The sequence below is a fragment of the Allobosea sp. WAO genome, from assembly GCF_001509835.1.
Taxonomy (GTDB): Bacteria; Pseudomonadota; Alphaproteobacteria; order Rhizobiales; family Beijerinckiaceae; genus Allobosea.
Genome location: NZ_JXTJ01000003.1, coordinates 260,198 through 285,547 on the forward strand (window position 1 = coordinate 260,198; position 25,350 = coordinate 285,547).

A 25,350-nucleotide genomic window follows, 5' to 3' on the forward strand; every position below is an offset into this window, starting at 1 on the left:
TTCATACACTTGTCTCTGCGCCCCGTGGCAATGGCCGCGGCGGTGCCTGTCGCATCACCGCAGACCGGATCCGTCATGAACATCAATGAGCGCCTGCCGTCCGCCGGCTCCGAGGCCCTGCTCGACTACGGTCATGGCGAATTTCGTGTCGTGCGCCCGGGTGCCTTCGTGCGCTGCGCCGTCACCGGAGCGCCGATCCGGCTTGAGGATCTGCGCTACTGGTCGGTCGAGTGGCAGGAAGCCTATGTCTCGCCGGAGGCGGTGCAGCTAAGGGTGCGCCGCGGCGGCCGCCCCTGAGTCGGACATCGCCTGCCGTAGCAGCGCGGCGAGCGCGTTCTCGTCCTCGAAGCCGAGCCTGACAGGCACCGCGAGCAGGCGTTCGCGCTCTTCGGCAGGCCAGAGCGGCGCCAGCTTGACCATATCCTTCTCGGTGACGGCGACGACGCAGCCCTGCGCCTTTGCGTCCGCGATCAGCGCCGCGACATCGCTCGCGGCATAGGGGTGGTGGTCGCCATAGCGACGCTCGCGGACGACGCTCGCGCCGTTCTCGCGCAGGGTTGCCGCGAACTTCTCTGGCCGGCCGATCCCTGAGGCGGCGAGGACCGAAAGCCCCGCGATGCGGGCCCGAACCTCCGGCGCGACCGAAAGCGCGGCGCGCAGCACCTGGCGATCCGCCGCCTGAGCTCTCCTCGCGACAGCCTCTCCCGGCTCGCCGGCGCCGATCACAATGACCGCATCGGTTTCTCCGAGCTGCCCTTCGATCGGGGCCCGCAGCGGCCCTGCCGGAAAGCAGAAGCCGTTGCCGATGCCGGCGGCGCCGTCGACGACGGCGAGCCGCAGATCCTTGCGCAGCGAAGGGTTCTGCAGCCCGTCATCCATCACGATCAGGCTGGCGCCCTGCGCGCGTGCCAGACCCGCGCCGGCCGGCCGATCGCGGGCGACGATCACCGGGACATGCCCGGCCATCAGCAGGGGCTCGTCGCCGATATCGGCCGCACCGTGGCGCGCAGGCTCTACACGCAGAGGGCCGGCCTCGCGCCCGCCATAGCCGCGCGACAGCACGAAGGGCTTTTCGCCGATGGCGGTGAGCCGCTCCGCCAGCGCGAGAACGGTCGGCGTCTTGCCTGCCCCGCCTGCGACGAAGTTGCCGACGCAGATCACCGGGATGCCGGCATCGGCGCCGGGGCGGCGCATGCGCGAGAGCGTGGCCGCTCCGTAGAGAGCGCCGAGAGGTTGCAGCAGCCGGGCAGGGACGGCCGGTGGCGTCCGCCACCAGAAGCCCGGCGCTGACATCATGGCGCCGTCTCGCGCTGGCCGAGCGCGACGCGCATCAGCAAGGGCTCCAGCGCCTGCACGGTGCGCTCCAGCGCGCCGCCGAGCTGGGTGCTGGTCTGAGCGGCGGCGCGGGCTGCCTGGCGGGCGGCTGCGGGGTCGCTGAGCCAGCGATGCACGGCGCCGGCGAGCTCCTGCCGGTCCGCGACCTGGCGGGCGCCGCCACCGGCGTCGAAGGCGGCGAAGAGATCGGCGGATTTGTGGACCAGCGGCCCATGCAGCAGGGCGCAGCCGAGCTTGGCCGGCTCGATCGGATTGTGGCCGCCGATCGGGGCGAGCGAGCCGCCGATGAAGGCAACCGGCGCCAGCCGATAGAACAGACCGAGATCGCCGAGCGTGTCGGCGACATAGAACTCGACCTCGCGCTCCGGCAATTGCCCGCGCGAGCGCCGCGCGCTGACGACACCATTCGCCTGGGCGAGCGCCTCGACCTCGTCGCCGCGGTCGGGATGGCGCGGCGCGACAATGGTCAGGAGCTTCGGCAGATGCGCCTTGATCCCGAGATGGGCGGCGAGCACGTCCTCTTCCTCGCCTGGATGGGTCGAGGCGGCGACCCAGACCGGGCGGCCGGCCATCAGGCCATCGAGCAGGGCGAGCGTATTGGGATCGGCCGGCGGCGCCGGCACGTCGAACTTCAGATTGCCGGCGATGCTGACGCGCGGGGCGCCGAGCTGGGCGAGGCGCTGCCCGTCCTCCTGCGACTGGGCGAGGCAGCGCTCGAAGCCGGAGAGCAGATAGCGCGAGGTCTTCGGGAACTTGTACCAGCGCCGGAAGGAGCGCTCGGACATGCGGGCATTGACCTGGACCAGCGGAATGCCGCGCTTGCCGGCCTCGATCATCAGGTTCGGCCAGATCTCGGACTCGCAGACCAGGCCGAGATCTGGGCGCCAATAGTCGAGGAAGCGGCGCATATAGCGCGGCACGTCGAGCGGTAGGTACTGATGGATCGCGCCGGCCGGCAGGCGCTGCTCCAGTAGCCGCGCCGAGGTCACGGTGCCGGAGGTGACGAGCACCGCGAGGCCCCTGCGCTGCAGGCGCTCGACCAGCGGCAGCAGCGTCACGGTTTCGCCGACGCTGGCGCCATGCAGCCAGACCAGGGTCTTGTCGGGCCGGTCTACACTCGGATAGCCGCGCCGCTCGGCAATGCGTGCCGGATCTTCCTTGCCGCGACGCCGGCGCCAGAGCAGGAGCCCAGCGGCAGCAGGCTCTAGCAGGGCCGTCAGCGTGCGGTAGGTGCTGATGATCAGGCTGCGGCCGATCATGGCGTCGCCGCCTTCGCCGCCGCGGTCGCGGCGTCCTTGGCGGCTGCGGCCTCGCGCAGGCCGGCGCCGGGATCGCGCGCGCCGATCAGCGCATAGGCCCGCTCATGCGCGGCATCGAGCCCGGCCTGGACGGCGAGCCTCGCCGCCTCGCAGGTCGCTTCGTCGGCATCGCGCGCCACGGTCACGGCTTCGCCGACGACGATGGCGCCACGGCCGAAGGGCAGGCCGATCGAGGCCCGGTCCCAGCTGTTGAAGTCGATCCGCCGGCTGGTCACCACGGCGATCGGGTGTATCGGCCGGCCTGATGCACGCGCCAGCGCGACGATTCCGGCGCCGCAGACGCGGGCGCGCTTGGGGATGTCGGCGGTCAGCACCATGGTCTCGCCGGCCGCGAGCCGGCGCATCATCGCGAGGAAGGCCGGCGCGCCGCCCTTTTCCCGCACCTTCTTGCCCATCGCACCCGAACCGCGGATCGCGCCGATGCCGAGCTCGCGCAGCGCGACCGCGTTGAACCCGCCATCGCCATGGCGCGAGACCAGCGAACAGGCCGGCATCCAGTCCGGCCGCGCGAACGGGATCATGATGTGCTGGCCATGCCACATCGCGATGATCAGCGGCAGGTCCGGACGCACGCGCTCATAGATGTCGGCCGGCTCGACGACGAAGCGGTTCGTCCGGCGCACCAGGCGCAGATACCAGGCCAGGCTGCGCCCCAGCGCCTCCTGTGCAAATCGCGTCTTGAGCAGCGAGAAACCCATTGAACGGTGCGAGGTCGCCTCTGCTCAGCGCTGCGCCGTCGAGGGGTCGAGCAGGCGGTGCAGGTGCACGACGAAATAGCGGGTCTGCGCCTGGTCGACCGTCGCCTGTGCCTTGGCCTTCCAGGCGGCATGGGCAGCGGCATAGTTCGGGTAGACACCGACGATGTCGAGCTTCGAGAGGTCCTTGAACTCGACACCGTCGAGGGCGCTCAGTTCTCCGCCGATCACCAGATGCAGAAGCTGCTTGTTTTCCTGGCTCTCGCTCATCGACTCCCTCCGGTTCCGGGTTGCGGGCTCTCCAGCGAGAGCAGGCTCATGGCGCCGCCCGAAAACCGCTCCGGGCGACCGTGCGCCATGCGCGCCGCGCGTTCAGTTAAGCCATTCGGGTCGCGCGCGCGAGCGCCGATTTCGAGCATTTTTGTACGCAATGACGCGCCAATAGTCGCATTGCGCCATCGAGCGGCGCTCAGCCTCGCTGCGGTGCGCTCTCGCGCATGCGGCGCAGCGCCCGGTCGAGCGGCGAAAGCAGCTCCGTGCCGGATGCGACCAGCATACCGTGGATCGGGCTCTCGCGGTTGTAGCGCACCGGCGCGCCTTCGGCTGTGGTCAGCTTTCCGCCTGCTTCGCTCAGCACGAGATCGGCGGCGGCGAGATCCCAGTCGCGCGAATCCGGTGAGACCAGCCCGGCATCGATGCTGGCATCGGCGATCCGCGTCAGCCTGAGCGCCAGCGAAGGAATCTTGTCGACGGCGACGAAACTATGCTGCCGGGCCAGCGCATCGAGCATCGGCTTGGGCCCGGCGATGCGGGCCTGTGCGAGATCGCTGACGCCGCTCGTGCGGATCGGCGTATCATTGCGCAACGCGCCGCCGCCGCGCAGCGCCGAATAGCTCGCGGCACTGGCGGGGGCATGGACCACGCCGGCGATCGGGAGGCCGTCGTCGAGCAGCGCGACACAGACCGCCCAGTCCGGTGAGCCGCTCATGAAGGCGCGTGTGCCGTCGATCGGGTCGACGACCCAGACGTAACGGCGCGACAATCTGATGGCGTCGTCGGCGGTCTCTTCCGAAAGCCAGCCGGCCTCGGGCAGCAGCGCCGAGAGGCGGATGTGCAGGAAGGTGTCGACGCCGATATCGGCCTCCGTCACCGGCGAGCCGCCGGCCTTCGCCCAGGTCCGCGCTGCCGTCTTCTCGCCGGGGCGGAACAGGTCGAGCGCGAGCTGGCCGGCCTCGGCGCAGGCAGCGCGAATGGCGGGCAGGAGATCCTTGGCGTGGGGCGGGGATATGGGATGCATGATGCCCCGTTATGACTGCCGCAGATGGCGGAACAAGGAAAAAGCCGCGCGCCAGGGAAAGATTTCGTCAAGCATCAGGTCGGAAAGGGGCCGGATCGGCCCCGAAAAGGCACGCGATACCTTTGTTTAACCGAAGCTCTTAAGCGCTCGGACAGACCCGGGACGCAATCTCACCCGGCAAGCACGAGAACCCCGCATTCGACAGAGGGTTCCGGGCAGCAGGGAATTAAGAGAGGCGTTAAATCCATGGCAAGCGTCACGCCAGCCGCCGGGGAAACTGGCTTCCAGCCAGCCTGCCCCGGTGGCTCCAGCAACTACAATGGACAGCCCTTCAGGACGCAAGGGGCCCCGTCGCAGCAGGCGGAGGCGCCGCGGATCGAGCGGCTCGGACCTGTTCGCATCCTGCGCGGCAGTGCCGGTTGGCGCGGCATCGCCTTGCGTCTAATCAGCAGCGAGGGTGAGGACGCCCGTTTTCAGCTCGCCCTCACGGCCGGCGACGGCCGCTCGGTTACGGTCGCGGTCCTCGGTGAGGATGAGGCGGTCGCCACCTGGCGTGATTTCGGGCGCTCCAGCGGCTTGCCGCTGCTGCTCGAATCCACCGACGGCGTCATTACCGAGCCCTTTCCGCAACTCGGCCGGCTCGCGCTTGGGCCGGTCCGCATCCGGCGCCGCTACGCTTTGCTGGCCGGCCGGCGACCGCGCTTCCTGACCCGCCGCAAGACTGGCCGCTTCACGGAGCGCCCAGTGGTTATCCAGGGCGAGATCCTGTCGGGCTGAAATCAGCCGCGTCGGTCGCGACGAAACAGATAGCTAGGCCGGGGTCCGCATCGCGAGCCTCGGCCTGATCTGTTTAGGCTGACTTAAGAGTGTTGTCCGCTGGCGACTGCTCCGCTCAGTCCGAGCGCGCTGCACTTCCTAACTCGGCCTATCGGCGGTCGTCGGTGAAAGACGCATCGGCCCGCGAAGAGTAGCTGATCCTACAGCGCCGCCTTGGCCGCTGCGTCGAGCGCAAAGCCGGCGGCGAGGATGAGGCCGGCATTGCGGTTCGAGCGGAACAGCATCAGCGCGGTCGGCCCGTCGGCGCTGCCGATCAGGCGGACCTGCCAGCCAAGATGCAGCGCGAACAGGGCAAGTCCCGCGAAGGCGACGAGGCCGCCACCGGCAAGCCAGGTGGCGAGACACGCCAGGAGGACTGCGACCGCATAGCACAGGCCGACGGCCTGCTGCGTGTAACGGCCGAAATAGCGCGCGCTCGACTTGATGCCGGCGATGACGTCGTCCTCGATGTCCTGCATCGCGTAGACTGTGTCGTAGCCGATGGTCCAGAACACCGCGGCGAAGTAGATCAGGAAGGCCGGCGGATCGAGACGGCCGAACACCGCGCTCCAGCCGACCAGCCCGCCCCATGAGAAGGCGAGGCCGAGCACGAACTGCGGCAGGTTCGTGATGCGCTTCATGAACGGATAGATCGCGACGATGCCGAGCGAGGCGATACCGGCCGCGATCGTGAAGGCGTTGAACTGCAGCAGTACGATGAGGCCGATCAGCGACAGGCCGACCATGAAGAGCGCGGCGGCGCGCGGGCTGACCTGGCCCGAGGGGAGGGGCCGGCCGCGCGTGCGCGCCACCTGCGCGTCGAGCTTGCGGTCGACGATGTCGTTGAAGGTCGAGCCGGCGGCCCGCATCACGATCGCGCCGACCAGGAAGAGCAGGATATGCCAGGGATTCGGGTAGGGCAGGCCTGCCGCGATCGCCGCGAGGCCGGCCGCCCACCAGCATGGCAGAAGCAGGAGCCACCAGCCGATCGGGCGCTCGATCCGGGCGAGCTTCAGATAAGGCCGCAATTGACGCGGCGCGCGCGTGTCGACCCAGTGGCCGCGGAGCGCATCGGGCAGCGGCGCGTCGGCGAGCTCGGGCGAAGGCGCCATAGCAATCGGGCTTTCGGGTTAGAGCGCCCCTTGCGGGACACGCATCGGGCCGCCGGTCAGCGAGTCGGAGCCGCCGAACGGGTTCGCGCCCTGCTGCTGCTGTGCCTGCTGCTGGGCCTTGCGCTGCATCGCCTCATGCTGCTTCACCGCATTGCAGGCCGAGTTGCGGATCGTCGCAGCCTTGTCGTTGTCGGCCTTCATGCCGTCGATGAAGCTCGGCGGAATCTGGCACCAATCCTGGTTGGCGCTCGCGAATTTGAGCGTGGCGTTGCCATTGCTGACGAGGCGGCCGAGCGTGCTGCAGGCTTGCTGCGGGGTCAGCTTGCGCTTCGCCTTGCTGGAAGCGTTCAGGCTCTGCACGATCGACTGGCGCTCCTGCAGAAGCTTCTGCATGTTCTCGCAACCGGAAGGCGACTGTGCCAGCGCCGGCTGTGCCAGGCTTGCACCCATCAAACCTGCGCCTGCCAACGCCGCCAGCTTCAGGGTAGCGTATCGCCGCATCGTCCCGCTCCGCATTCTTCACCATCCGCGCCGTCCCGGCGCCGCATGTCCATAACAGCCACAGCCGCACACCGCAAAGTGTCGACTCGCTTTGGTCAGAGATTTGCTTGCTACTAGCTGCCGATTGTGGCGGTTTTCGCATCCGGATAGGCGGTGTCCCCTTGTGTCCCGCCGCCGCATGGACGGGTTTTTGCGATCGGGCGCCTGGCCGACTATGTGATCTCGCGCGCCTTGGCTGACGCGGCCGTTCCGGCCGATAGGCGGCGCCCCAGCAACGCGGACCGACGGCGCATGCGCGATTTCTCGAAACACAGGCTGTATTGCGACGCGGCGCTTGCCGTTGGGGCGTCGATCGAGCTCGCCCGGGAGCAGGCGAACTACCTGCTCAATGTCCTGCGTCTGCGCAGCGACGACAACATCCTGGTCTTCAACGGGCGTGACGGCGAATGGCTTTGCGCGGTCAGGGCCGAGGGGCGCAAGCAGGCCCGGCTCGAGGCCCTGCGGCAAATGCGAGCCCAGCCGCCCACGCCCGATCTGGTCTATCTCTTCGCGCCGCTGAAGCATGCGCGCCTCGACTATATGGCGCAGAAGGCGGTCGAGATGGGCGCGGGCGTGCTCCAGCCGGTGCTGACCCGCCACACGCAGGTTTCGCGTCTCAATCTCGAGCGGCTCGCAGCCAATGCCCTCGAAGCAGCCGAGCAATGCGGCATTCTATCTTTGCCGCAAATCCGGCCGGAGTTGCCGCTGGCGGCGGCGCTCGCCGGGCTGGAGCCCGACCGTCTGCTGGTCTTCTGCGACGAGGCGCTTGCGCCAAACGGGCCGGTCGCGGCGCTCCAGTCCGCGCCGCGCGGGAAGGTCGCGGTGCTGATCGGCCCGGAAGGTGGCTTCGACGAATCAGAACGCGCGCTCGTGCTCGCGCGCGAGCCCACTCTGCGGCTTTCGCTCGGCCCGCGCATCCTGCGCGCCGATACGGCTGCGGTTGCCGCGCTCGCCCTCGTCCAAGCGACACTCGGTGACTGGATAAGCCAATAGCTCCCGGAGTTTGCGTCAGGCGATGCCCCGCCGGCGTCGCGGAACGCGGCTGTCTCCTGCCGAGTTGAGCACAGGGAATGAGGACCGCGGTCGCAGTTCCGACTCAATGACGGGCAGTCTGGCGCCGCGCCGAGGAGGCGCCGGCCAGGGGGAGGGTGAACATGGCGAGCAAGACCTATCGCTTCGGAATCGAGGAGGAGTACTTCCTGTCCGACGCCGAGAGCCGTGGCATCGCGCGCAAGATTTCTCCACAGTTCATCGAGGCGGCTCAGGCGGCTTTCCCGAACGAGCTGCAGCGCGAGATGCTGCAATCCCAGATCGAGGTCATGACGCCGGTCTGCGAGAACATGGCGCAGGCGAGGCTGTCGCTGTCGCGGCTGCGCGCCGGGCTCGCGGCGATCGCGCTCGACCACGACATGCTGCTGCTGGCCTGTGGCACGCATCCGAGTGCGGCCTGGGCACGCCAGCGCGCCACCGAGGCCAAGCGCTACGACGGCATCATGCGCGATCTGCAGATGCTCGGCAGCCGCAACCAGCTCTGTGGCCTGCACGTTCATGTCGAGGTGCCTGAGGAAGACCTACGCATCGGCATCATGGTGCGGATGCTGCCTTTTCTGCCGCTGTTGCTGGCGCTGTCGACCTCCTCGCCCTTCTGGCAAGGGCGCCGCACCGGGCTGATGGGCTATCGCCTGTGCGCCTATGCAGAATTGCCGCGCACCGGCCTGCCGGAGCTCTTCACCAGCGCGGCTGACTACCGCGCTTATATCGACACCATGGTCGCCTCCGGGGCGATTCGCGATTCGAGCTTCATCTGGTGGTCGATCCGCCCTTCGGAGAAGCACCCGACGCTGGAGTTGCGGGTCGCCGACAGCTGTACCCGGCTCGACGATACCCTCGCCATAGCGGCGCTCTATCGCTGCCTGGTGCGCCATCTCGCCCGCAAACCCGAGCTCAACGGCAAGCTTACCGCGGCCTCGCGCGCCATCGCAGCCGAGAACATCTGGCGGGCGCAGCGCTATGGGCTGCATGGCGGTTTCGTCTGCGAAGCCCGGCGTGCCATGCGCCCGGTCGCCGAAGTGCTCGACGAGGTGCTGGCGATGTTGGCCGAGGATGCCGCGGCGCTGGGTTGCGGCGGCGACCTCGCTGCTTGCCGTGGTATCGTCGCCGGCGGCACCAGCGCGGACATGCAGCTCGCCATCTTCGAGGAGGCGCGCGCCGGCAGCGGCGGCCAGGAGGCCGGCATGCGCGCCGTGGTCGACTGGCTGGCGGCGCAGACCCGCGCAGGCGGCAACGGGCAGGCCGGCACGACTATGCGCGGCGCGGCTTGATCCGCGGATCATGCATTTCGGCAAGATTGTGACCACACCCCCGCATCCGTGATCGTTGTGGTCATGGCGGCGCTCGCCTATGTCTGGCGCTCCGAAGCCTTCCTTGCCGGAGCGCCTGATGGCCCGCGACGTGTCCGATTCCACTCCGATCAGCTCGAAGGCCGAACTGATCGGCTGGATCGCCGAAGGCGAGAAACCGGCTTCCGCATTCCGGCTCGGCACCGAGCACGAGAAGTTCCCGTTCTATGCCGATGATCTGAGCCCGGTGCCCTATGAGGGCGCGAAGGGCCGCGGCGGCATCCGCCATCTGCTCGAGGGCATGCAGCAGCGGCTCGGCTGGGAGCCGATTCTCGACGACGGTTACATCATCGGCCTCGCAGGGCCCGATGGCGGCGGCGCGATCTCGCTGGAGCCGGGTGGCCAGTTCGAACTGTCCGGCGCGCCGGTCGCGAGCGTGCACGAGACCGCGGGCGAGCTCGCCGCCCATCTTGCCGATCTCTACGCGGTGGCGGAGCCGCATGGCATCCGCTTCCTCGGCCTCGGCCATTCACCGCTCTGGACGCTCGCCCAAACGCCGATGATGCCGAAGCGGCGCTACAAGATCATGGCGAACTACATGCCGAAGGTCGGCACGCGCGGGCTCGACATGATGTTCCGCACCTCGACCGTGCAGGTGAACCTCGACTTCGCCAGCGAGGCCGACATGGTCGCGAAGCTGCGCGTCTCCCTCGCCCTGCAGCCGCTCGCGACCGCGCTCTTCGCCGCGTCCCCGTTCAGCGAGGGCAAGCTCAACGGCCTGCAGTCGATGCGCTCCGAGATCTGGCGCGACACCGACAATGCCCGCTCGGGCATGCTGCCCTTCGCCTTCGACGCCGGCATGTCCTACGAGGCCTATGTCGACTGGGCGCTCGACGTTCCCATGTATTTCGTCAAGCGCGGCGACGTCTATCACGACGTCGCCGGCGCCTCCTTCCGCGATCTCCTCGCCGGCCGCCTCGCGCAGCTGCCGGGCGAGCACGCGACCATGTCGGACTGGGCCAACCACCTCTCCACCCTGTTCCCGGAGGTGCGGCTGAAGCGCTACATCGAAATGCGCGGCGCCGATGCCGGCCCGGTCGAGATGCTGAACGCGCTGCCGGCCTTCTGGGTCGGGCTGCTCTACGACGAGGCCTCGCTGGCTGCCGCCTGGGACATTGTCCGTGGCTGGAGCGCAGAAGAGCGCCAGCGGCTGCGCGACGACGTGCCCAAGGCAGGCCTCAATGCCAGGATCGGCGGCCGTCCGCTGCGCGACATCGCGCGCGAGGTCGTCGAATTGTCGCGCGCCGGTCTGGCGCGCCGCGCCCGCCCTGATGCGCAGGGCCGCGACGAAACCCGCCATCTCGAGCCGGTGATGGCCATCGCCGACAGCGGCCGCAGCCTGGCCGAGCGACTCGCCGTACGCCAGCAGGGTGCCTGGGGCGGGCGGATCGAGCCGGTCTTTACCGAACTGGTGCTGTGAGGCGCTGGGGCAGGGCGGACAGGGCATGCGCGACGGCTTCGCGCCGATAATTGCGCTTACCCCCGAATTTGGGGCTTCGAATTAACGAATTCTCCGCAGCTTGCCGCTAGCAATAGCGGCATGAAGCCGATTTTCGCCCTTGCTCGCGACTTTCTGCATGATGACCGTGGTGCCACGGCCGTCGAGTACTGCCTGATCGCCGCGATGATCTCGCTGGCCTGCGTCACAGCGGCGACGACGATGGGGCAGAGCGTGCTCGGCTTCTTCCAGCAGGCGGCCGCCGGCTTCAATCCCTGATCGACGACCGCCCGTGCTGCCGAAGCGCCGGCTCGGCGCGCCGGCGTCTGCCGCAGGGATCGGCCCGAAATCGCGCGGGATACTTTCATCAAATTTTACCATGATCGGGCTGATCGGGCCTTTCGCACCCGCTCATCCGCCGATACCCCCGGTTTTCACCAGCCCGCGCAAGATTTTGTCAATCCGCCGCCGCGTACGGTTTTCGCACTGTCGCGCTGTGTTTTCGGCGCTTTCCGCGAGGCTTTGGAATGACGCCCCTGTTTCGCACCTTCCTGAAGGATGCTCGCGGTTCGACCGCGTTGATGTTCGCCCTCAGCCTGCCGGTGCTCGCGCTCGCCGTCGGCGGCGGCATCGACTACAGCCAGGCGGCCGCGCGGCGTCAGGCAATCGCCAGCGTTGTCGAGCTGAGTTGTCGGGAGGCCGCCCTCGACATCAACGTCGAATCGCGAAAGACCGGTGCCGACCCCAAAAGGGACTATACCTCGTTCGCGAAGACCAAGATCAACGATGCAGTCAGCAAGCTCTCCCAGCCCGGAGTCAGTGGTGTCGTTGTGGACACTAGGCTGTCGAGCAACGTTATCACCGCGACTGCGACGGCTGCGAGTGCCAATGCCTTCAGCGGCATTCTGGGCTATGAAACAGTTTCGCTTCGTGTCGAGCGCAGATGCGACTACGTCGTGGGAACTCCGGGGACGCCGCCCACCACCGGACCCGGCAAGGTCCTGTTCGCAGAGTCCTTCGAGACCGGCCATAACGTCGCCTCGAACAGCTGGACGGTGCTGAAGAATTGGAACGGCTGGACCACCCAGAGCAGCCAGGGCGGTATCGAGATCAACGGTATCCCGTCGCTCGCCGCAAACGAAATACGCTTTGGTAACTTCTTCGCCGAGCTAGATTCGCATTGCTATACCTCGGGCTGCAAGACCAATTCCAGCATGTGGCGCGAGTTCACCAACCTCGAGGTTGGTGATTACGAGCTGAGCTACTGGTACATTTCGCGCGAGCGGAATCCGGCCTATGCCGGCAAGACCTATTGTGCCTTGAGTACCGACGTGAAAGCGAAGTGGGATGAGGTCAAGGCTGCGACCTGGAGCCAGCAGACCAACCGCATCGAGGTCTTCTTTCAGAAGAAGGCGAGCTCCTATGCCACGCCCTCCAAGGACGTGGACAAGGCCACCGACCAAGTCGACGTCTGTGTGCACACCGACAAGTGGACCGAGCGCAAGATTCCGCTGAAGGTCACGACGAAAGGGACCTACCGCATCTTCTTCCAGGCCGCCGGCCGGGAAGATACCTATGGTGGGCTGATCGACTACATCCGGTTCTGCAGCGGCAACTGCCCGTGATGGAGTGCTGAGGCGATGCGGATCGGTGGCTCATTGGTCGAAGCGAGGCGCCTTGCGGAATGTCTCCGGGCCTTCCGTCGCGACAGAAAGGGCGCGGTCGCGGTCGAGTTCGCGTTCATCGGCCTGACGTCGATGGTCCTGCTGCTCAGCATCCTCCAGTTCGCTCTCGCTTTCCTGGCGCAGATGTACATCCATGATGCGGTTGCCGAGGCGGCGACCGGGCGCACTGCCGGCACCTACGCCGGCAACCGCGCACAAGTGGCGCAGCAGATTTGCGCGCGGATGATCGCGCTCGAGAACTGCGGCGGCAATCTGCGGCTCGAGACCCAGCCGTTGTCGAGCTACGCGGTGACCGCCCAGCCGATCACCGGGGCGACCTTCGTTGCCGGACCCTCCGGTACCTTGATGATGATGCGCGCCCGGGCGCCGGTGATCACTTTCGTGCCGGGGCTGCCGACGCTGCACGTCTCTTCCGCCGCGCTCTATACGAGGCCGTGATGAAGCCTATCGCCAGACTGTTTCGGAATGCGAAGCGGCGTGACCTTGTCCGCGACCAGAGCGGCGTCGCCGCCGTGGAGTTCGCGCTGATCAGCACGGTGATGTTCGCGATGTTGTCAGCCGCCGTGGATGCGACCCAGGCGGTCACCATCCAGCGCGATCTCAACCGCCTCACGGTTGAGATCGCTCAGTCAATCGCGATCGCCTGCAAGGGAGCTTCGGGCTGCTCCATTTCTGCGATGGATGCGATCCGGCTGAGGCAGGCGAATATCGCGCCGAAACTCGCGACGATACAGCTCGGCATGGCGACGTTCATGAAGAAGAACAACAGGGCCGACGATATCGTCGGCACGATGACTTATCTTCCCACCGACATGAATACCGAGGCCATGGCGAGGATGGCGGAGGGAGACAGGGGCGTGGCGGTGCTCGCGACTTACACCCATACGCCGATCATTCTTGGTCTTGCAGACGACTGGGGATTCACCACCAAGAACTTCCGTTCGGCCCGCGTGGTTCTTTCTTCCCGCTCCTGACGCGCCACGCGTTCGCCTACTCCGCCGCGGTCTTGAAGCTCTGCAGATTGTCGAGGCTCTGGATGATGTGCTCGGCAAGCGCGTTCGAGAGGATCGACGGGTCGTGCCGGGTCCTGAGCAGGCCGATCTTGCAGGAGGGCAGGCTGGCATAGCCTTCCGATGCGCCGAGGATGCGCATGCCGGGCCTGACCGCGCTCTCCGGCAGCACCGAGACGGCGAGTCCGGCGACCACCGCCGCACCGACCGCGGTCGAGTTCCAGCTGGCATAGAGCACGCGGAAGCGCCGCCCCTTGTTCTCCAGCGCCTCGACCGCCGCCTGTCGCCAGTTGCAGGTCGGCCGCCCGAGCGCCAGCGGCAGCGGGTCCTCCTCATGCACGCAATGGCGGGCCGACGTCACCCAGAGCAGCGGCTCGATGCGGATGATCTCGCCCTGGCCGCGGCCCTCGACATGGGTGATGATCGCAAGGTCGATGTCGCCGGTGGCGATGCGCTCAGCCAGCATCGGGGTCGGCTCGCAGACCACGGTGACTTCGGTGCGCGGGTTCGAGCGGGCGAAGCGCGCCAGGATCTCCGGCAGGTAGCGGTCCGCATAGTCGTCGGGCACGCCGAGCCTGATCCGGCCCTTCAGATCGGCCTCTGTGAAGCTCGCGACGCATTCCAGGTTCAGGCGCACGATCCGGCGGGCATAGTCGAGCAGGCGCTCGCCATCCTCGGTCAGCTTGGCATGGCGCCCGTCACGGCCGAACAGGGGGCGCCCAACCCGCTCCTCGAGCCGCTTCATCTGCATCGAGACAGCGGACTGGGTCTTGAAGACGATCTCGGCGGCGCGGGTGAAGGAGCCGGTGTCGGCGATGGCGACGAAGGTCTTGAGCTGGTCGGCGTCGAGCACATGAGCCATGCCGGCATCCCCCCGGAGGAATATCAAAATTGGTTGTGCCAAACATCATAACCATTCGTTTGGCTGATGACCAGCGGGGAGTTACCTTTGGGGCACTTTCCGGTTCCTGTCATGGCGTGTCCAGCGGACCCGGAAAATCCGATCCGCCGTTCAACCCGAGGAGGCCGTCATGCTGCTCATGACCTATGCCGCGAAGTCCACGTCTGCCCTTGGCGGCAGCGCGACGCGTGCCGCCATCCAGACGGTCACCGGTTTCAAAAATCTGATCCGCGCCTGGGTGCATCGCCGCGAAGTGCTGCAGCTCAGCGAACTCGACGAGCGCGGCCTGAAGGATATCGGCCTCGTGCGTTCCGATGTCGAGGGCGCGCTGGCGACCTCCTGGCTGCGCGATCCCTCCGCCGTCCTCTCGGCCCGCTCGGCGCAGCAGCAGTCGGCCGCCGCGCGCCGCCGAGAGGTTGGTCTTCGACATGCCGTAGCCCAGCCGGCCGCCGCGCCGTCCGCGCGGACCATCGAGATCGCGTGCAACGCCTGACCCCTTGGCGTGACGCGTTCCTGCGGGCGGTGGCTTCGGCCGCCGCCCTTTTTCTTGCGCCCTGTCCGCCGAGAAGGTGAGGCGGCCCGGCCCCCGAACGGAGCCGGCCTTGCAGCAAGCCTCAGGCGCGGCGCTGGCCGCCGCCGAGCATTGCGTCGAAGATCGACTTCAACGCATCCTGATGGCTGTCCTGCACTTTGCGGCCATGCTCGAACATCTGGTTGAGCGCATCGAGGCCGATCGAGCCCGGACTGGTCTCGCCGGAAGGCGCGGGCTGCTGCGGCTCGGGCTCCGGTGCCGGCTCGGGCTGGCGGCGCTGCGGCGCTGGCTTGGGTCCCTCCTGTGGCGGCTGGCCGCCGCCGAACATGCCGGTCAGGATCTGCCCGAAGATGTTGCCCATATCGGCCGGGTTGCCCGGCATAGGCGCGCCGCCGAACGGGCCGCTGCCCGGAGCCTGTCCGGTCGCGGGCGGCTGGCCGCCGAACAAGCCGCCGAGAATGGCTTCGAGCGGATTGCCGGGGCTGGCCTGCATGCCTGGCTTCGGCTGGTTCGGGGCCTGTCCGCTCATCATTTCGGCGAACTGGCCGAGAATGCCGCCGAGGCCCTGATTGCCGGCCGATTTGGACAATCCGCCCATCACCATCGCCGCGATCACCGGCAGCATCTGCTTCAGGATCGCCTGGCCGACGCCGCTAGTCGCGGCCGCCTGGGCGGTTATGGCGTTGCTGACCTCCTTGGAGCCGAAGAGCTGACTCAGCACGTCCTTGCCCATCGGCGTCGCGGAATCAGGGATACCGTCGCCATCGGTGTCGTACATCTGGCCGAAGGGCGTCGCCGTCATCATCTGGGCGAGATTGCCGAAGGCGTAGGGGTTCTGCGTCTGCCGCTGCAGGCCCATCGAGAAGGCCGGCAAGAGCGCATCGAGCGCGGCTTGCGTCTGCTGCTGGGAGAGACCGTATTGCCGCGCCAGATTCTGCATGGCCTGGCCATTCTGGGCCGTCTGCATCATCTCGAAAAGGTTCATCATGGCATGCTCCCTTGCGGGCTCGGTCCCGCCATCGGCGCGCCTTCCGTTCGGCCGGAATCGGTCGAACCACCGGAGCGCGCCAGCCATTCACCCGACGATATCAGCCGGGCGGCATCAGGCAAGCGAGGCCGCTTGCGCCGTCGCTTGCCGCTCCAGCCTGCCGATGGCGCGGTAGGCGAAGACCAGCGCCAGCACGCCGAACAGCACCGCCCCGAGCGCCACACCGGCCAGCGCTCCTTTCGGCCCGGCATAGTGTGCGCCGATGAACGCCATCGGCACGGTGCCGAGGGTTGCCCGGCCCCAGCTGAACACGGTGGAGTAAAGCGGCATGCCGAGATTGTTGAAGGCGGCGTTGGCGACGAAGAGCGCGCCTACGAACAGCCACATCGGCCCCGAGATCAGGCAGAAGAACACCACGATCTCCGCCGTCTCGCCGCTCGCGTCGAATAGGGTCGTCAGCGGGTGGCGCAGGAGCACCAACAGCAGCCAGGCGACGGCGACGCAACCGGCGGCGAAGCAGACCGAGTCGGTCAGCGCCCGGCGCATCCGGTCGAAGCGCAGCGCGCCCCAGTTCTGGCCGAGGATCGGCCCGATCGCGCCGGACAGCGCGAACAATGCGCCGAACGCCACCGGGACGAGCCGGTCGATGATCGCGGTGGCGGCGATCGCCTGGTCGCCGAAGCGGGCGATGACGCTGGCGAAGAAGGCGTTCGCGATCGGCGCGGAGAGATTGGTCAGGATCGCCGGGGCGGCGATGGCGAAGGCCCGCCCGGCATCGGTGCGCACTGCCGCGAATGTCGGCCGCGCCACGATGCCGTGCACCTTGACCGCGCCATGATAGCCAACCGCGACGAGCATCAGCCGCGAGATCACGGTGGCGATGGCGGCACCGTCCGGTCCAAGGCCGAGGCCGAAGATCAGCAGCGGGTCGAGGCCGGCGATGACGATGCCGCCCGACAATGTGACATACATCGCCCGCTTGGCGTCGCCGACGGCGCGCAGCACGGCGGAAAAGCCCATGCCGAGCGCCATCAGCACATTCGACGGCAAGGTGATCCACAGGAAGGAGTGGGCGACGGCGTAGGCCTCGCCCCGCGCGCCGAGCTTGGTCAGGAGCCATGGCAGCAGCGGCAGGATCAGCGCGCTCAGCACGAAGGCCGCGACGGCCATCAGCGCAAGCGAGGAGCCCGCGAGCCGGCGCGCGGCGGAGCGATCTCCGGCGCCGAGCGCGCGCGCCGTCAGGGCGGTCACCGCGATCATCAGGCCGACATTGAAGGAGACGACGAGGTAGAGGACGATGGTGGCGTAGCCGACGCCGGCCGTCGCCGCAGGACGCCCCAGCCGCGAGACGTAGAGCAGTGACAAGAGGTCGACGACGAACACCGCCATCAGGCCGACGGAAGCGGTCGCGGTCATCACCGCGACATGGCGCAGGGTCGAGCCGGTGACGAACACGGCAGGGCTTTTGCTGGGTGCGTTCACTCGGCAGGTTCTCCGACCCCGCCGACGGCGACCTCGGCACCGCCATCCTCGATGACCTCGCGCGTCTCCTCGGAGAGCGCCTTCGACTTGGCCTTGGGCTTGACCAGCGGCTCGGGCGAGACGCGCGGCACCTTCTGCAGGCCTGCGGCGATGCCCTCGCTGAACTGGATCTCCATGCGCTGGGCGTCGCGTTCGCGCACGTTCTCGATCACCAGGCTCGCCTCCTCATAGTCGAGCCCGAGTCCCTCCAGCGTCACCCGGCTGAAGCCGAGCGCCGATTCGAAGGTCTCGCGCATCTGGAAGTCGACATCGGCGCGCATCAGGTCGATGGCGTGGACGCGGTCGAAGGCGCGCGCGTGCAGTCGCACCGTCGGGAACTCGGCCTTGGCCATCTCGACGATGCGCAGCGCCGCCTCACGATTGTCGATGCAGATGCACACGATCCTGGCCTTGCCGGCTCCCGCTGCGCGCAGCACGTCGAGCCGCGTGCCGTCGCCGTAATAAATCTTGAAGCCGAACTTCGCGGCGGAGCGGATGCGCTCGACATCGGAATCGATCACGGTCACGTCGATATGCTGCAGCAGCAGCGCCTGCGTCACCACCTGGCCGAAGCGGCCGAAACCGATCACCAGCACGGAAGGCGTGGTGCCGCTGAAATCCTCCTCGATCTCCTCCGGCGGGGCGGCGCGCGCCAGCAGCCAGGCGTCGATCAGCTTGGCGAGGATCGGGCCGATCAGCATGCTGAGTGCGGCCAGCGCCGTGGCGATGGCGCCGTGATGCTCGCTCAGCAGGCCGAGCGAAGCCGCCATCGGCAGCATCACGAAGGCGAACTCGCCAGCCGGCGACAGCAGGGCTCCGGCCCGGATCGCTTCGGTCCAGGTCGAGCAGGAGGCGCGCAGGATCGCGGCGGCGACGGCGATCTTGAACAGCACCAGCGCCGGCGCGGCGATGGCGAGCAGCAGCGCATTGTCGAGCACCAGCTTCAGGTCGATCGACATGCCGACCGCCATGAAGAACAGGCCGAGCAGCACGCCGCGGAAGGGCTCGATATCGGCTTCCAGCTCATGCCGGAAATGCGAGTCGGCCAGCAGCACGCCGGCGAGAAAGGCGCCCATCGCCATGGAGAGGCCGACCTGTTCCATCACCAGCGCCGCGCCGAGCACGACGAGCAGCGCAGCTGCGGTCATCACCTCGCGGGCGCCGGATTTGGCGAGCAGCCGGAAGAATGGGTTCAGCGCGTAGCGGCCGGCGAAGACGAGTGCCGCAACTGCGAGCAGCGCCGCACCGATGCCGGCCAGGGCCTGCATCGCGTTCTCTTCATTGGCCGCGCTGGTCGTCGCCAGCAGCGGCAGCACCGCGAGGATCGGCGCGATCGTGATGTCCTGGAACAGCAACACGGAGAAGCAGCGCCGGCCATAGCGCTCGGCTCCGTCCCCGCGCTCCTCGAGCAACTGCAGGGCGATCGAGGTGGCGGAGAGGGCGAGCGCAAGGCCGACCGCGGCCGCCCCGGCCGGGCTGAGCCCGAGCCGCCAGGCGATGCCGCCGATCACGCCCGCGCTGAGCACCATCTGGGCGAGGCCGGTGCCTAAGATGTCGCGCCGCATCGAATAGAGGCGCGAGGGCTGCAATTCGAGCCCGACCAGGAAGAGCAGCAGCACGACGCCGAGCTCGGCGATGCTGCGAATGGCGTCGGGATCCTTGACCAGGGCAAGCAGCGAGGGGCCGATCGCGATGCCGGCAGCGAGGTAGCCGAGAACTGCCGAGAGCCCGAAGCGCCGGAACAGCGGCACCGCAACGACGGCGCCGGCACAGAAGGTCAGGATCGGCGGCAGATAACTGGCATGGGTGGCATCGGCCATGAGGAATCCGTGCTGACGGGAGCGGCCGGGCGCGAGCGCGGGGTCGATCGGGGCTATTTAGGCGTTGTCCGGCGCGCCGGGGAGGGCGGCAGATGCAGGGGGCTCCTGCGGCCTGCGGCGAGCCGCTTCCTTGACATCATTCGCGTGAGACCGAAAGAAGGCGCAGCCCTCGCCGGAGCCTCTGAAACTTCGTGACCGCCGCCCCGAAACCGCCGCTGGACATTCTGCTCTGCGCCCCGCGCGGCTTCTGCGCCGGCGTGGTTAGGGCGATCGACGCCGTCGAGAAGGCGCTCACGCTGCATGGCGCGCCGGTCTATGTCCGCCACGAGATCGTGCACAACAAATACGTGGTCGAGTCGCTGAAGCGGAAGGGCGCGGTCTTCGTCGCCGAGCTCGACGAGGTCCCGGATGCGACGCGCCCGGTGATCTTTTCGGCCCATGGTGTTGCGAAGTCGGTGCCGGCAGAGGCGCAGGCGCGCAATTTCTTTGCCATCGACGCAACCTGTCCGCTGGTTACCAAGGTGCATCGCGAGGCCGAGGTCCACCATAAGCGCGGCCGGCACATCCTGCTTGTCGGCCATGCCGGCCATCCCGAGGTGATCGGCACCATGGGGCAGTTGCCGCCGGGCGCGATCACCCTGATCGAGACGCTCGAGGACGTCGCGGCGCTGACCCCGCCCGAGGGCAAGCCGCTGGCCTATGTCACGCAGACGACGCTTTCTGTCGACGACACCCGCGGTATCGTCGAGGCGCTGCAGGCGCGCTTCCCCCAGCTGATCGCGCCGCACAAGGAAGATATCTGCTACGCCACTACCAACCGGCAGGAGGCGGTCAAGCGCGTCGCCCCGCTGGTCAACGGGCTGATCGTTGTCGGCTCGCCCAATTCCTCGAACTCGCAGCGCCTGCGCGAGGTCGCCGAGCGTGCCGGCTGCCCGGTGGCGCGCCTGGTGCTGCGCACCGACGAGATCGACTGGTCGCAATTCGGCAATATCCGCCGGCTCGGCCTGACCGCCGGCGCGAGCGCGCCGGAAGTTCTGGTCGAGGAGATCATCGACGCCTTCGCCGAACGCTATGACGTCACGGTCGAGACCGTCTCGACCGCCGATGAGAGCGTCTTCTTCCCCCTGCCGCGCGAATTGCGCGGCGAGCCGGCCTCGACCCCGGCCGAGTGAGCTGATCGTGGCCGTCTATACCGAAGTACCCGATAACGAGATGGCTGCCTTCGTGGCGGGCTATGGCATTGGCGACCTGTTGTCGGCCAAGGGCATCGCCGAGGGCGTCTCGAACTCGAATTTCCTGCTGCACACCACGCAGGGCTTCTACATCCTGACGCTCTATGAGGAGCGGGTCTGCGCCGATGACCTGCCCTTCTTCATCGGGCTGATGGAGCATCTGGCGCAGCGCGGGCTGATCTGCCCGCAGCCGCTGCGGACCGGGGACGGCGCCGCCGTCGGCCGTCTCGCCGGGCGCCCGGCCGCGATCGTCACCTTCCTCGACGGTCTTTCCGTCCGCCGGCCGACGGCCGCGCATTGCGGCGAGGTCGGGCGCGGGCTCGCGCTGTTGCACGAGGCCGGCCGGGATTTCGGCATGCAGCGCGCCAACGTCCTCTCCGTTCCCGGCTGGCGCCCGCTCGCCGAGCAGGCGGGTCCTGAGGCCGACACGGTTCTGCCGGGGCTGTCGAAGCGCATCTTCGCCGAGATCGAAGCGCATGAGCGGAACTGGCCGCAGGGGCTGCCGAGCGGCATCATCCATGCCGACCTCTTCCCCAACAACGTCTTCTTCATCAAGGACCAGCTCTCGGGGCTGATCGACTTCTATTTCGCCTGCACCGACGCCTTCGCCTACGACCTCGCGATCTGTCTGAATTCATGGTGCTTCGAGGCCGACGCCTCGTTCAACCTGACCAAGGGCCAGGCCCTGCTCGCCGGCTATGAGAGCGTCCGGCCGCTCGAGGCTGCCGAGGTCGAGGCCCTGCCGGTGCTCTGCCGCGGCTCGGCCCTGCGCTTCCTGCTGACCCGTCTGGTCGACTGGCTGAACGTGCCCGAGGGCGCCTTCGTCAAGCCGCTCGACCCGCTCGAATACGACCGCAAGCTCGCCTTCCACCAGCGCGTCACGGACGCGCGCGAGTACGGGCTGCGCCGATGAGCGACGTCGTCGAAGTCTGGACGGACGGCGCCTGCTCGGGCAATCCGGGCCCCGGCGGCTGGGGGGCGATCCTCAGCTACAAGGGCAAGGAGCGCGAGCTTTCCGGCGGCGAGCCGTTGACCACCAATAACCGCATGGAGCTGATGGGGGCGATCTCGGCACTGGAGACGCTGACCCGGCCCTGCACCGTCGCGCTGCACACCGACAGCCAGTATCTGCGCCAGGGCATCACCGCCTGGATCCATGGCTGGAAGAAGAACGGCTGGAAGACCGCCGACAAGAAGCCGGTCAAGAACGAGGAGCTCTGGAAGCGCCTCGACGCTGCCCTCAAGCAGCACAAGATCGAGTGGAAATGGGTCAAGGGCCACGCGGGCGACGAGATGAACGAGCGCGCCGACGCGCTCGCTAGGGCAGGGATGGCGCCGTTCAAGCCTGGGCGGTAGGCGGAAGCTTGGGGGCGGATGCTCGCGGCAACTCGCCGGCCGGATCGAATGCGCCACGTGCAGACATTGGATGACCCGCCGCGAGCAGACAGGGCCGGAGCGCTGCGCAGAGCTTCGTCAAACTCGACGCCACACCAATAATTGGCCCGAGGCGATCGACGCGCGCTCAGGAGGTTCGACCCGCGGCGCCAAGGCTCCAGAATGTTACGCGTCTGCCCACGCCGAGCGCGCAGTAATCACATGAAGGTTTTCGTGCGCGTGGTCGCGGCGTTGAGCAGCTTCGTCGCCGCCGCTCAGGGCGACGCCTGCGTCTGCCGTGTCGCGCGCAGCACCTCGCGCGGCAGCACGCCGGTCTGGCGCTCGACCATGCGGTGCACGACCGGAGGCTCAGGACCGATATGCAGGCTCCTGACCCGGTCGCCGATTTCGGCGTCAGCCTGGGTAGCGCGCTGGGCCTGGCGGACATATTCGACCCAGGTCGGGCTGTCATAGCGCTCAATCCAGAGTTCGGCATCGGTCAGGTCGCGCAGCAGCGACCAGTGGCGGGCGCCGTCGCGGCGACGGATGCGCCGACGCTCCTCCATCGCCTTCAGGAACTCGACCACGTCCTCCTGCCGGATCCGCCATTCGATGGTGACGAAGACCGGGCCGCTGCGCGGCTCGATGTCGACCGCGACGTTGGGCTCGCGCCAACGGCTGAGCGGATCGAGATTGAGCGCTTCGAGCGGCGGCAGCCGGTACCGCAGCCCGGCGGCCGCGCCGACGACGAGCGCAACCGCCGCCGCGGTAAGACCCCCGGCTGGGCCGGAATGGACGGTGACCCAGCCCCAGGCCCAGCTGCCCGCGGCCATGCCCCCGAAAGTCGCCATCTGGTAAAGCGCGAGGGCGCGTCCCACCACCCAGCGCGGCGCCGAGAACTGCACCGTCGAATTGAAGGTCGAGAGCGCCAGCACCCAGCAGGCGCCGCCGACAGCGAGCGCCGGCATGGTGAGCCACATGGTCGTGCTCAGGCTGACCACCAGGGCCGCACCCGCATAGGCCAGGAAGGTCAGCCGAACGAGGGTTTCGGTGCTGAAACGGCGGCGCAGCCGGGCACTGACGAAGGCCCCGGCGACCGCGCCGGCCCCGAAGGCTCCCAGCAGGATGCCGAAAGTCAGCGGGCCGCCGCGCACGAGATCACGTGCGATCAGCGGCATCAAAGCGAGGCCGACGATGCCGCCGAAGCCGAAGAGGAAGGCGCGCAGGATGACGGCGCGGATATTGGGCGACATCGCGACATAGCGGAGGCCTGCGCCCATCGCGAGCCAGAGCGTCTCGCGCGGCAGCAGCCGCTCGACGCGCGGCGGCTGCCAGCGGGTCAGCACGACGAGCAGGCCGACATAGCTGAAGGCATTGACGATGAAGGCGGCGACGGCGCCAAAGGCGGCGACGATGGCGCCGCCGATCGCCGGGCCGACGCTGCGGGCGATGTTGAAGGCGACGCTGTTCAGGGTCACCGCCGCAGGCACCTCGGCTCGCGGCACCATATCGCCGACCGAGGACTGCCAAGCCGGGTTGTTGAGCGCGTTGCCGCAACCGATCAGGAAGGTGAAGGTGAGCAGCAGCCAGGGCGAGAGCAGGCCGTACCAGGCGAAGACCGCCAGGATGATCGAGACGGCGAGCATGAAGCCCTGTGCCGTCAGCAGGATGCGGCGGCGGTCGTAGTTGTCAGCGATCGCGCCGGCGGCAAGCGAGAAGATCATCACCGGCAGCGCGGTCGAAGCCTGTACGAGCGCGACCATGTCCGGCGAATCGGAGAGCGATGTCATCAGCCAGGCGGCGCCGACCATCTGGACGAGACCGCCGAAGTTCGAGGCGAGGCTTGCGATCCAGACCGCGCGGAATATCGGCTGGCGCAACGGCGCAAAGGCCGAGTAGCGCCCGTCATGAGGCTTTAGACCCGCGGCGGCGAGGTCGGCTTCGGCGGTCTCGGCCGTGGTCTGCGTGGCGGGCTCTTGCGGCATGTCACAGTTAGAGCATGCCGGCGGGCGATTGGAAGTCGCGCGTCGCCATTGTCCGTCATCAGCGGACTCTGGCTCTTAGCCCGAAAGCTGAACCGTCCGCCGGCTCGGCGCGCTCCGCTCAGTTGAAGCGGCGAGTCAGAGGCGATTTCATCCAAAGCCCGAAGCGCCTTCCTCAGCGCCAGCCCAGCCCTGGCGCGACATGCTTCAGGATTGCCTCGATGACATGCGCGTTGTAGTCGACGCCGAGCTGGTTCGGCACCGTCAGCAGGAGCGTGTCGGCCTCGGCGATCGCCTCGTCCCTCTTCAGCTCCTCGATCAGCTTGTCGGGCTCGGCCGCGTAGGAGCGGCCGAAAATGGCGCGCGTGCTGTCGTCGATATAGCCGATCGAATCACTGCCCTGTCCGTCGCGGCCGAAATAGCCCCGGTCGCGGTCGTCGACCAAGGCGAAGATGCTGCGGCTGACCGAGACGCGCGGCTCGCGCTGATGGCCGGCCGCCTTCCAGGCCTCCCGGTAGCCGCGGATCTGCTTCGCCTGCTGGATATGGAACGGCTCGCCGCTCTCATCGGTCTTCAACGTCGAGCTCTGCAGGTTCATGCCGGCCGTCGCCGCCCAGATGGCAGTCGAGTCCGAGGCAGCGCCCCACCAGATGCGCTCGCGCAGGCCCTCAGAATGCGGCTCGAGCCGCAGCAGGCCGGGCGGGTTGGGGAACATCGGGCGCGGGTTCGGACGTGCAAAACCCTCGCCGCGCAGCACGTCGAGGAAGACTTCGGCATGATGGCGCGCCATGTCGGCGTCGCTCTGACCGTCCGGCGGCTCGTAGCCAAAATGGCGCCAGCCATCGATGACCTGCTCGGGAGAGCCGCGGCTGATGCCGAGTTGCAGGCGCCCGCCGGCGATGAGATCGGCCGCGCCGGCATCCTCCGCCATGTAGAGCGGGTTTTCGTAGCGCATGTCGATCACGGCGGTGCCGATCTCTATGCGGCTGGTCTTCGCGCCGATCGCGGCCAGCAGCGGGAAGGGCGAGGCGAGCTGGCGGGCGAAGTGATGCACCCGGAAATAGGCGCCGTCGGCACCCAGTTCCTCGGCCGCCACGGCAAGATCGATCGACTGCAGCAGCGTGTCGCCGGCTGAGCGCGTCTGCGATTGCTGGGAGGGGGACCAGTGGCCGAAGGAAAGGAAGCCGAGCTTCTTCATTGTGCAGCGCCTGTAGATGACCGCGAGCGCGGAACCGTTCCGCGCAAAGGAAAACGCCCGGGCGGCCGGCGCCGTCGGGCGTGCTTGTCCCTGATATAGGTGCGCTCTGCGGCTTCGCCTTGGCGTTCATGCACGCGGGCGAATGTCCCGATGCAA

General features: G+C 68.0%; 26 protein-coding genes. 13 read left to right on the forward strand and 13 right to left on the reverse strand.

The window, feature by feature from the left end; translation table 11 throughout:
* Positions 1-75 precede the first annotated feature (75 nt).
* Positions 76-297, forward strand: coding sequence for a DUF2093 domain-containing protein (locus DK26_RS02795; protein WP_066468068.1), 222 nt, complete (start codon positions 76-78; stop codon positions 295-297).
* Here the strand turns inward: DK26_RS02795 and lpxK are convergent.
* The 5 genes from lpxK to DK26_RS02820 form a co-directional block, all read right to left on the reverse strand.
* The gene (gene lpxK, locus DK26_RS02800) at positions 268-1,296 is read right to left on the reverse strand and encodes a tetraacyldisaccharide 4'-kinase (protein ID WP_349236317.1); all 1,029 of its coding nucleotides are present in this window, start codon (positions 1,294-1,296) and stop codon (positions 268-270) included. The genes DK26_RS02795 and lpxK overlap by 30 nt on opposite strands.
* Positions 1,293-2,594, reverse strand: a complete 1,302-nt coding sequence (locus tag DK26_RS02805; RefSeq protein WP_066468070.1) for a 3-deoxy-D-manno-octulosonic acid transferase — start codon at positions 2,592-2,594, stop codon at positions 1,293-1,295. Before DK26_RS02805 ends, lpxK begins: the two co-directional genes overlap by 4 nt.
* Positions 2,591-3,352, reverse strand: coding sequence for a lysophospholipid acyltransferase family protein (locus DK26_RS02810; RefSeq protein WP_083532923.1), 762 nt, complete (start codon positions 3,350-3,352; stop codon positions 2,591-2,593). The genes DK26_RS02805 and DK26_RS02810 overlap by 4 nt, the downstream gene beginning before the upstream one ends.
* Positions 3,353-3,376: 24 nt before the next feature.
* On the reverse strand, positions 3,377-3,619 hold the full coding sequence (locus tag DK26_RS02815) for a DUF4170 domain-containing protein (protein ID WP_066468071.1): 243 nt from the start codon (positions 3,617-3,619) through the stop codon (positions 3,377-3,379).
* Positions 3,620-3,818: 199 nt separating this feature from the next.
* Complete coding sequence (locus DK26_RS02820) at positions 3,819-4,646, reverse strand: 3'(2'),5'-bisphosphate nucleotidase CysQ (protein ID WP_066468072.1); 828 nt, start codon at positions 4,644-4,646, stop codon at positions 3,819-3,821.
* A 246-nt stretch (positions 4,647-4,892) separates the two neighbouring features.
* Between DK26_RS02820 and DK26_RS02825 the strand changes: the two genes are divergently transcribed.
* On the forward strand, positions 4,893-5,423 hold the full coding sequence (locus DK26_RS02825; protein WP_066468074.1) for a DUF6101 family protein: 531 nt from the start codon (positions 4,893-4,895) through the stop codon (positions 5,421-5,423).
* Between the two features lie 200 nt (positions 5,424-5,623).
* On the opposite strand, the gene ubiA is transcribed toward DK26_RS02825, so the two are convergent.
* Together ubiA and DK26_RS02835 are read right to left on the reverse strand one after the other, a co-directional pair.
* Positions 5,624-6,574: a 4-hydroxybenzoate octaprenyltransferase gene (ubiA, locus tag DK26_RS02830; RefSeq protein ID WP_066468076.1), complete on the reverse strand. Its 951-nt coding sequence runs from the start codon at positions 6,572-6,574 to the stop codon at positions 5,624-5,626.
* Positions 6,575-6,592: 18 nt separating this feature from the next.
* Positions 6,593-7,075, reverse strand: a complete 483-nt coding sequence (locus DK26_RS02835) for a hypothetical protein (protein WP_157089482.1) — start codon at positions 7,073-7,075, stop codon at positions 6,593-6,595.
* A 291-nt stretch (positions 7,076-7,366) separates the two neighbouring features.
* On the opposite strand from DK26_RS02835, the gene DK26_RS02840 reads away from it, so the two are divergent.
* The 7 genes from DK26_RS02840 to DK26_RS02865 all read left to right on the forward strand — a co-directional run bounded on the left by DK26_RS02840 (position 7,367) and on the right by DK26_RS02865 (position 13,610).
* Positions 7,367-8,107, forward strand: coding sequence for a 16S rRNA (uracil(1498)-N(3))-methyltransferase (locus tag DK26_RS02840; protein ID WP_066468079.1), 741 nt, complete (start codon positions 7,367-7,369; stop codon positions 8,105-8,107).
* A gap of 161 nt (positions 8,108-8,268) precedes the next feature.
* A complete protein-coding gene (locus DK26_RS02845; RefSeq protein WP_066468081.1) occupies positions 8,269-9,435 on the forward strand; it encodes a carboxylate-amine ligase in 1,167 nt (388 codons plus the stop codon).
* A gap of 118 nt (positions 9,436-9,553) precedes the next feature.
* A complete protein-coding gene (locus DK26_RS02850) occupies positions 9,554-10,933 on the forward strand; it encodes a glutamate--cysteine ligase (protein WP_066468082.1) in 1,380 nt (459 codons plus the stop codon).
* 120 nt (positions 10,934-11,053) lie between these two features.
* Positions 11,054-11,230: a Flp family type IVb pilin gene (locus DK26_RS28400; RefSeq protein WP_083532924.1), complete on the forward strand. Its 177-nt coding sequence runs from the start codon at positions 11,054-11,056 to the stop codon at positions 11,228-11,230.
* A gap of 248 nt (positions 11,231-11,478) precedes the next feature.
* Positions 11,479-12,576, forward strand: a complete 1,098-nt coding sequence (locus DK26_RS02855; RefSeq protein ID WP_066468085.1) for a pilus assembly protein TadG-related protein — start codon at positions 11,479-11,481, stop codon at positions 12,574-12,576.
* Between the two features lie 33 nt (positions 12,577-12,609).
* On the forward strand, positions 12,610-13,074 hold the full coding sequence (locus tag DK26_RS02860) for a TadE/TadG family type IV pilus assembly protein (RefSeq protein WP_184231596.1): 465 nt from the start codon (positions 12,610-12,612) through the stop codon (positions 13,072-13,074).
* Positions 13,074-13,610 (forward strand): TadE/TadG family type IV pilus assembly protein, encoded by a 537-nt coding sequence (locus tag DK26_RS02865; protein ID WP_066468090.1) that lies wholly within the window; start codon positions 13,074-13,076, stop codon positions 13,608-13,610. Before DK26_RS02860 ends, DK26_RS02865 begins: the two co-directional genes overlap by 1 nt.
* 16 nt (positions 13,611-13,626) lie before the next feature.
* Here DK26_RS02865 and DK26_RS02870 read toward each other — a convergent pair whose 3' ends face one another.
* Entirely contained in the window at positions 13,627-14,508 is an 882-nt protein-coding gene (locus tag DK26_RS02870) for a LysR substrate-binding domain-containing protein (RefSeq protein WP_066468091.1), read from the reverse strand.
* A gap of 169 nt (positions 14,509-14,677) precedes the next feature.
* On the opposite strand from DK26_RS02870, the gene DK26_RS02875 reads away from it, so the two are divergent.
* Complete coding sequence (locus DK26_RS02875) at positions 14,678-15,040, forward strand: DUF1127 domain-containing protein (protein WP_066468093.1); 363 nt, start codon at positions 14,678-14,680, stop codon at positions 15,038-15,040.
* Positions 15,041-15,161: 121 nt separating this feature from the next.
* Here DK26_RS02875 and DK26_RS02880 read toward each other — a convergent pair whose 3' ends face one another.
* The 3 genes from DK26_RS02880 to DK26_RS02890 all read right to left on the reverse strand — a co-directional run bounded on the left by DK26_RS02880 (position 15,162) and on the right by DK26_RS02890 (position 19,408).
* Positions 15,162-16,067: a DUF937 domain-containing protein gene (locus DK26_RS02880; RefSeq protein ID WP_066468095.1), complete on the reverse strand. Its 906-nt coding sequence runs from the start codon at positions 16,065-16,067 to the stop codon at positions 15,162-15,164.
* Positions 16,068-16,181: 114 nt separating this feature from the next.
* Entirely contained in the window at positions 16,182-17,549 is a 1,368-nt protein-coding gene (locus tag DK26_RS02885) for an MATE family efflux transporter (RefSeq protein WP_066468097.1), read from the reverse strand.
* Complete coding sequence (locus DK26_RS02890) at positions 17,546-19,408, reverse strand: monovalent cation:proton antiporter-2 (CPA2) family protein (RefSeq protein ID WP_066468099.1); 1,863 nt, start codon at positions 19,406-19,408, stop codon at positions 17,546-17,548. Before DK26_RS02890 ends, DK26_RS02885 begins: the two co-directional genes overlap by 4 nt.
* 191 nt (positions 19,409-19,599) lie before the next feature.
* Between DK26_RS02890 and ispH the strand changes: the two genes are divergently transcribed.
* Genes ispH through rnhA form a run of 3 tightly spaced genes read left to right on the forward strand, consistent with a single transcriptional unit; the run spans position 19,600 to position 21,996 of the window.
* Positions 19,600-20,580: a 4-hydroxy-3-methylbut-2-enyl diphosphate reductase gene (gene ispH, locus DK26_RS02895; RefSeq protein WP_066468103.1), complete on the forward strand. Its 981-nt coding sequence runs from the start codon at positions 19,600-19,602 to the stop codon at positions 20,578-20,580.
* A 7-nt stretch (positions 20,581-20,587) separates the two neighbouring features.
* Positions 20,588-21,553 (forward strand): homoserine kinase, encoded by a 966-nt coding sequence (locus DK26_RS02900; protein WP_066468105.1) that lies wholly within the window; start codon positions 20,588-20,590, stop codon positions 21,551-21,553.
* Positions 21,550-21,996, forward strand: coding sequence for a ribonuclease HI (gene rnhA, locus DK26_RS02905; RefSeq protein ID WP_083532926.1), 447 nt, complete (start codon positions 21,550-21,552; stop codon positions 21,994-21,996). Before DK26_RS02900 ends, rnhA begins: the two co-directional genes overlap by 4 nt.
* Before the next feature lie 293 nt (positions 21,997-22,289).
* Here rnhA and DK26_RS02910 read toward each other — a convergent pair whose 3' ends face one another.
* Both DK26_RS02910 and DK26_RS02915 read right to left on the reverse strand, forming a co-directional pair.
* Positions 22,290-23,999 (reverse strand): MFS transporter, encoded by a 1,710-nt coding sequence (locus tag DK26_RS02910; protein ID WP_083532927.1) that lies wholly within the window; start codon positions 23,997-23,999, stop codon positions 22,290-22,292.
* A 172-nt stretch (positions 24,000-24,171) separates the two neighbouring features.
* Positions 24,172-25,194 carry an LLM class flavin-dependent oxidoreductase gene (locus tag DK26_RS02915; protein ID WP_066468109.1) on the reverse strand — a complete coding sequence of 341 codons (1,023 nt, stop codon included), beginning with the start codon at positions 25,192-25,194 and terminating at the stop codon, positions 24,172-24,174.
* Positions 25,195-25,350: the final 156 nt, after the last annotated feature.